This is a genomic window from Vibrio sp. J2-4 (genome assembly GCF_021728155.1).
Lineage (GTDB): Bacteria > Pseudomonadota > Gammaproteobacteria > Enterobacterales > Vibrionaceae > Vibrio > Vibrio diabolicus.
Window position 1 is genome coordinate 23,548 of the sequence record NZ_JAKKCN010000015.1, and the last position, 7,378, is coordinate 30,925.

At 44.3% G+C, this 7,378-nt stretch carries 4 protein-coding genes; all 4 read left to right on the top strand.

Annotated elements, in window-relative coordinates; genetic code table 11:
• The first annotated feature begins 104 nt into the window (after positions 1 to 104).
• The 4 genes from zntR (at position 105) to L3V32_RS24510 (ending at position 6,542) form a co-directional block, all read left to right on the top strand.
• Positions 105 to 503: a Zn(2+)-responsive transcriptional regulator gene (gene zntR, locus L3V32_RS24495; RefSeq protein ID WP_237285478.1), complete on the top strand. Its 399-nt coding sequence runs from the start codon at positions 105 to 107 to the stop codon at positions 501 to 503.
• Positions 504 to 666: 163 nt separating this feature from the next.
• Complete coding sequence (gene cadC, locus L3V32_RS24500) at positions 667 to 2,235, top strand: lysine decarboxylation/transport transcriptional activator CadC (protein WP_237285480.1); 1,569 nt, start codon at positions 667 to 669, stop codon at positions 2,233 to 2,235.
• Between the two features lie 710 nt (positions 2,236 to 2,945).
• Entirely contained in the window at positions 2,946 to 4,289 is a 1,344-nt protein-coding gene (gene cadB / locus L3V32_RS24505; protein ID WP_005397292.1) for a cadaverine/lysine antiporter, read from the top strand.
• A 117-nt stretch (positions 4,290 to 4,406) separates the two neighbouring features.
• Positions 4,407 to 6,542 (top strand): lysine decarboxylase CadA, encoded by a 2,136-nt coding sequence (locus tag L3V32_RS24510; protein WP_182035071.1) that lies wholly within the window; start codon positions 4,407 to 4,409, stop codon positions 6,540 to 6,542.
• The last annotated feature ends 836 nt before the right edge of the window (positions 6,543 to 7,378 follow it).

A 7,378-nucleotide genomic window follows, 5' to 3' on the forward strand; every position in this document is an offset into this window, starting at 1 on the left:
ATTTATTACAAAAAAGCTCGCGCAATCGTTTGGCATCTCAAAAATAATTGTGAAAAAGAGGTTCTTTAGCTTTAAAAGTAACGAGATAGTTAATAGGGAAAGTTATGTTTCAGATAGGTGAACTGGCAAAACGTTGTGGTGTGACGGCAGATACGCTGCGTTTTTATGAGAAAAACGCGCTGATAAAGCCCGCAGGTCGAAGTGAATCAGGTTATCGTCTCTATAATGAAGAGAATCAAAAGCAGGTACACTTCATCCTTAAAGGTAAAGAGCTGGGCCTGAGCCTGGATGAGATTAAAGAGCTACTAGAAATCAAACTAGAAGCAACAGAACACAGCTGTTCAGAGGTTAAAGCTATTACTTCTGCTAAGTTAGAGCTGATTGATGGAAAAATTAACGAGCTAACGAAAATTCGTCGAGCTTTGAAGAAGATCAATGATGCTTGCTGCGGTCATACGGACGATGATGCTACTCATTGTTCTATCCTTGCAGCACTTGAGTAGTCTCATTTCTGCATCACTTAACTTAAGTTTGCATTTTTGGCGGCTTGCTTTTCTAGGTGCACGCCGTTTTCCCACCTATAATCTCGCCTTTAGTTACCTGTAGGAATTGACCATTGTTTGATTCCTGCCGTAGCGCTGTCTGTAGATACGAGAGTTTTCATACATGGTTGGAGTCTATTTTCAAATCAATGACTGGGTTTTAAGCGTTGATGAAAATAAGCTGTATCGACAAGATAGGGAAGTTACTGTTGAGCCACGCTTAATTAATCTTCTGCATTTCCTAGCGGAGCATGCGAATGAGGTGTTCAATCGTGAGGAATTGATCCAATACGTTTGGGCAGGGGCGATTGTGACCGATCAAGTGGTGACTCAGTCCATTTTTGAGTTGCGTAAATTACTGCGGGACGGTCGGGAAGAAAATACCAGCTACGTCATTACAGTGCCGAAACGTGGTTACAAGCTGGTGGCAAATGTGACCCCAATGACACTCGAGGAATTCCTCGCAAGTCGTCATTGTGATTCAGAAACTCTTCCTCCTATTGTTGAAGAATCAGAAGAAGATACTCTACCTATCGCACCTGCCGTCACCTTTCCTGCTGGCCCTCTGACTCGCGCGGTCTGTGAGATGTCTAAAGAGAAAAAGGCCCCTCAGAAAAAAAATAAAATCAGTCCGTGGCGCCTGGGGATCATGAACTTCATCTGGATCAGTGTTTTGGTTGTGGTGATGGGCGTGTTTACCTACAAGCAATCGGAAGTGCGTATTACTCAAGCCATCGATACTCACCTTATCGAATTCAAGTTTCAAGATAACTTCACGAGCGAAGGGTTAAGCTACGACTTGGCAGACGGGTTTGCCCAAAAGTTGATGTCTGACATTGCTCAAGTGAGCGATTACCGAGTCATGCTAAAGAAGGCGTCGTTTACCTCGGGTATTGTGCCGGGCAAATCGGTTGTGGTGCGGGTTCGTGAAAATGATGGTGGTAGCTTTTTAGAGGTGGAATATCGCAATAACTCATCTGAAAAGGTGTTGTTTAGTCGTCAATACGCGTTAACCAGCAGCCATTTAAAGACAGTGCTTCAACAAGCGTCGTTAGACTTGATGCAAGTGCTGAAAGTGCCGGATGCCAAGCTGAAATCCACGATGCTGGTGGCGGGAATGCCAATTAACCCAAATGCTTTGGAGCTGTTTGTTCAAGCTAACCATTATCTCAATGTCTCGGATGCCAAGCAGTTTCGCCAAGGCGTCAACTTGCTGGAAAACATTTTAGAAATTGAGCCAGATAATGCTTACGTTCAGGCAGAGTTATTGATTGCTTACCACGTGCAGAAGGTGCTCGACTTTTCACAGGAGTTGAAGAAAGGGCGAGTGCAGCAGTTGAGTGACGCACTAGAAACTAACGTAAAAATGATGGTTGGGCCAATTCAACCGCGAATTTATGAAGCTTTAGCCTTGCACGAAACCATTATTGGTGACATGGCTTCAGCCAAGCAGCATCTTGGGCAGGCTTTGAGGTTACGTGATTCGGTGCTTTCTTATGTGATTCGTGGTAAGCACGCTGAATTGGATGGTGATCTGGATTTGGCCAGTGAGTCTTACAGCGAAGCTTTCTATATTGATACGTCGGTTGAGACGTACCTGCTGTGCGAAAACTTGGTCTTCCCAAGTAACATGAAGGCGATTGATTACGCCATGTATCGCGCTGTTCACCCTTCTGTCGTTCGAATGCTTTAATTCTCTCTCACTCTACGTCAGTTTAATACTAGCCCCTCATTTCGGTGAGGGGCTTTTTTGTAGCTGTCGAAAAGTGAAAAGGGTGGGCGGTGGGGTAATGACTTACGAAGGAGCCAGTAACGCAAGCTTGCAACGGGAAGACATATCCGGTTTTCTTCTCTATCTCTATCTCTATCTCTATCTCTATCTCTATCTCTATCTCTATCTCTATCTCTATCTCTATCTCTATCTCTATTGATTGTATGGAGTGTCTGGCTGGGTTATTTGGCGAGAATGATTCTGATGCTTTCTTGCAGGCGAGATGAATATTGATGTGGGTCAAAAAGCGCGATCAGGGAGAGGTTTATGAAATCAACAGGTTCAGGGAATCAACCCTTCGGGGCGGGGAAGTTGATAGAGGTTGATAACTTTTGCCGCGATTACCAACGAGTTGATGAGAGTTTATCTATCGGTAGAAGGTTTGATGTTTTTCTTATAACTGCATGAATAATTTGGTTTTATATTTTTGTGTTTATCATGTTTATCTCAACTTGATGTTGATTAACTAATCATTTTATTGATAACGCCAAGTTTATTTTTTTCCCGATTTTTGGGCGTAGTCTTCACTTCGAAATTTAGCGAGGTCGAGCAGGTATCTACTTCATAGCATCTCGCTAATAACCGTTCAGTTTGAGTCACGTTGACTTGAGTAGAATAGATTTGGAGATGTTATGTCATCGAATACGAAAAAAATCGGCCTAATTGCCTGTACGGGTGTAGTCGCCGGTAACATGATGGGTAGTGGTATTGCACTGTTACCTTCTAGCCTAGCTTCAGTAGGCTCTGTTTCAATTTTCAGTTGGCTGATCTGTTTGATCGGTGCGCTGAGCCTTGCGTTTGTTTACGCTCGTCTGGCAACCAAAAACCCTCAAGAAGGTGGTCCTATCGCTTATGCGGGCGAAGTTTCCCCAGTCTTTGGTTTCCAAACGGGCGTGCTTTATTACCACGCGAACTGGATTGGTAACCTAGCTATTGCTATTACAGGTGTTTCTTACCTTTCAGTATTCTTCCCTGTGCTTAATGACCCAATCCCAGCAGGTATTGCGACGATTGCATCGGTATGGATCTTCACTTTCGTTAACCTACTTGGTGGTAGCTGGGTAAGCCGTCTATGTACGCTTGGTCTTGTTCTAATCCTCATTCCTGTTGTTGGTACAGCGGCGTTTGGTTGGACGCACTTCGACACTGCGCTATACAGCCAAAACTGGAACGTATCTGCGGGTACGGATAGCCATGCGATTGTGACTGCGGTTCTTATCTGTCTATGGTCATTCGTTGGTGTGGAATCAGCAGCAGTATCGACAGGTATGGTAGAAAATCCTAAACGTACTGTACCGCTAGCAACCATGCTGGGTACTGGTATCGCAGGTGTGATTTACATCCTATCAACTCAAATGATCAGCGGCATGTTCCCTGCTTCTGAAGTTGCGGCATCAGGTGCGCCATTTGCACTAGCAACCACTGAGCTATTCGGTAGCTGGACTGCACCATTCGTATCAGCATTCACAGCACTAGCATGTTTCACTTCGCTAGGTTCTTGGATGATGCTGGTGGGCGAGGCTGGTAAACGTGCAGCAAGCGATGGCAACTTCCCTAAAATCTACGGCGAAACTGACAAAAACGGTGTGCCTAAGAAAGGTCTAATCCTTGCGTCAATCAAGATGACTGCGCTAATGGTTGTACTGATGTTCTTCAGCTCTAAAACAGCACACGCATCAGACCTGTTCAACCAGTTAACGACTGATGCAGTTCTACTAACTATGCTGCCTTACTTCTACTCAAGCATTAACTTGATTCGCTTCGAAGGTATGACAACACGCAACGGCTTCGTAATGCTGTTCTCTGGTGTGGCTTGTCTGTTCTGCTTCATCGCACTAGCAGGTGCAGAGGGCGGTACGCTAACAGCAACCTTCATCGTTTCTCTAGTTATCTTGATGTTCTACAGCAAAAAAGCCGGCTTAGCTCAGTACATGAAGCTACACGCTGACGACATGCCTGCTCAAGCAAGCAACTAATCCCCCAAACGCTGGCGCTTCGGTGCCAGCCAATAAAAAACAAATTCACTCGGCGCTCACCTTACTCACTGCCTGTAAATGGCAGAGAGCGCCTTCATTCGCCTTGGAGATGTCCAAATGAATATTTTCGCTATCTTGAACCACATGGGTGTGTTCTTTAAAGAAGAGCCAGTTCGTCAACTTCACGCTGCTCTTGAGAAAGCGGGCTACGAAGTGGTTTACCCAGTAGATGATAAAGACTTGATCAAAATGATTGAGATGAACCCACGCATTTGCGGTGTGCTGTTCGACTGGGATAAATACTCACTAGAGCTATGTGAACGTATTAGCCAAATCAACGAAAAACTGCCTGTTCACGCATTTGCTAACGAACAGTCTACTCTAGATATTTCACTAACAGACCTACGTCTAAACGTGAGCTTCTTCGAGTACGCTTTAGGTATGGCTGACGACATCGCTATCAAAATCAACCAAGCGACTGAGGCATACAAAGATGCCATCATGCCTCCATTCACTAAAGCGCTATTCAAATACGTAGAAGAAGGTAAATACACCTTCTGTACTCCAGGTCACATGGGCGGTACTGCATTCCAGAAAAGCCCTGCTGGTAGCATCTTCTATGATTTTTACGGTCCAAACACATTCAAAGCGGACGTATCAATCTCAATGCCTGAACTAGGTTCTCTACTAGACCACTCAGGTCCACATAAAGATGCAGAAGAATACATCGCACGTACCTTCAATGCAGACCGTTCTTACATCGTAACTAACGGTACGTCTACATCGAACAAAATCGTTGGTATGTACTCAGCGCCTGCGGGCAGCACAGTACTGATTGACCGTAACTGTCACAAATCTCTGACTCACCTAATGATGATGAGCGACGTGACACCAATCTACTTCCGCCCAACTCGTAACGCATACGGCATCCTTGGTGGTATTCCACAAAGCGAATTCAGCCGCGATGTCATTGCAGAGAAAGTGGCGAAAACACCAGGTGCAACAGCGCCAAGTTACGCAGTAGTGACTAACTCAACTTACGATGGTCTGTTGTACAACACACAATTCATCAAAGAGTCGCTAGACTGTAAACACATCCACTTCGACAGTGCTTGGGTGCCTTACACTAACTTCAACCCAATTTATGAAGGTAAATGTGGTATGAGTGGTGAAGCGATGCCAGGCAAAGTGTTCTACGAGACACAATCAACACACAAACTGTTGGCAGCGTTCTCACAAGCTTCAATGATTCACGTGAAAGGCGACTTTGATAAAGAATCTTTCAACGAAGCATTCATGATGCACACTTCAACTTCACCTCAGTACGGCATTGTTGCTTCTACTGAAACTGCAGCGGCAATGATGCGCGGCAACACTGGTAAGAAGTTGATGCAAGACTCTATCGATCGCGCAATTCGCTTCCGTAAAGAGATCAAACGCCTAGAAGCAGAAAGTGACAGCTGGTTCTTCGATGTATGGCAACCAGAAAACATCGATACTACGGAATGTTGGAAACTAGACCCTAGCGACACATGGCACGGCTTCAAGAACATGGATGACAACCACATGTATCTTGATCCAATCAAAGTAACGCTATTGACTCCTGGGATGAATAAAGAAGGCGAACTAGAAGAATCAGGTATTCCTGCTTCGCTGGTGGCTAAATTCCTAGACGAGCGCGGCATCGTGGTAGAGAAAACAGGTCCATACAACTTGTTGTTCCTATTCTCAATCGGTATCGACAAATCAAAAGCAATGCAATTGCTACGCGGTCTGACTGAATTTAAACGTGGCTACGACTTGAACCTAACCATCAAGAGCTTCCTTCCTTCGCTATATAACGAAGACCCAAGCTTCTATGAAGGCATGCGCGTTCAAGAATTAGCACAAGCGATTCACAACCTAACTAAGAAATACAATCTACCAGAGCTAATGTACAAAGCGTTCGATGTTCTTCCTGAAATGAAAGTAACACCACACGCAGCATGGCAAGAAGAGCTTCGCGGTAACGTAGAAGAAATCAAACTGGAAGAAATGGTTGGTCGCGTAAGTGCGAACATGATCCTTCCTTACCCTCCAGGTGTGCCACTAGTACTTCCTGGTGAAATGGTGACTCAAGAGTCTCGCCCTGTACTGGACTTCCTAGAGATGCTTTGTGAGATCGGTGCGCATTACCCAGGTTTCGAAACCGACATCCACGGTCTGTACCAACAAAAAGATGGTAGCTACACCGTAAAAGTATTGAAGAACTAAGTTCCTCTCGAAGATGACTCCATTGGGAATGCAAGCATGCTCCACTCTTACGAGCTCAATGTGTCATCGAACAACCACGACATTTAGATATACCCCTAGCTAATCTGTCGTAAAAGAGAAGGGCAAGGATGCTCTGATCTTTTCTTCTATATATAGAAGAAGCACTTTTCCAAGACTTCACCTGAAGTACCCCAAATAAAAAGTAAAGACCAAAAGAGCAGTTCGTTATCGTTCTGCTCTTTTTTTCGTCTTTATATAGTTAGAAAGAGAAAAAAGAACCAAGAGAGATAAGATCAGCGATCGAAATTACCAAGAAATCGGCGGTCTTTTAATGCAGAAGTCAGGTGTTTCATCATGAAAAGATCCTCTACAACCCGGAATATTAGACAAGATCGTTGAGTATCTATGCGGAATGCTCGTTATTTGTTCGGTTGAGAGTTTTTTTGCAAAAAACGCTTGTACTAATTTATCAACTCCCTATACTGCGCATCCACCGACACGGAGTGAGACGAAAGTCACACAGCGAGTCGGAAGTGAGAGAAAAAGAAATTTGAAAAAATGCTTGACTCTCTCACGGTGCGGAGTAAGATACGCACCCCTAACGACGAGCAACTAAGTTGCTGGATAAGTTAGAAAAGCTCTTTAAAAATATAAACCTATCAATCTGTGTGGGCACTCGTTGATGATAATCCAATTAGATACCTCGGTATCAAATTAGGTTTCAATGAAACGAAGTGACCATTGAATCTTCGGATTCAGCACAGTCAATTCAAACATTACTTTATGTAATGTTCAGTATTCATTGAGCCGAACAAAATCTTAAATTGAAGAGTTTG

What these genes read in the sequence shown, in the direction of transcription:
- zntR (WP_237285478.1), top strand. Translation starts at nt 105, where the DNA reads ATGTTTCAGATAGGTGAACTGGCAAAACGTTGTGGTGTGACGGCAGAT.
- cadC (WP_237285480.1), top strand. Translation starts at nt 667, where the DNA reads ATGGTTGGAGTCTATTTTCAAATCAATGACTGGGTTTTAAGCGTTGAT.
- cadB (WP_005397292.1), top strand. Translation starts at nt 2,946, where the DNA reads ATGTCATCGAATACGAAAAAAATCGGCCTAATTGCCTGTACGGGTGTA.
- L3V32_RS24510 (WP_182035071.1), top strand. Translation starts at nt 4,407, where the DNA reads ATGAATATTTTCGCTATCTTGAACCACATGGGTGTGTTCTTTAAAGAA.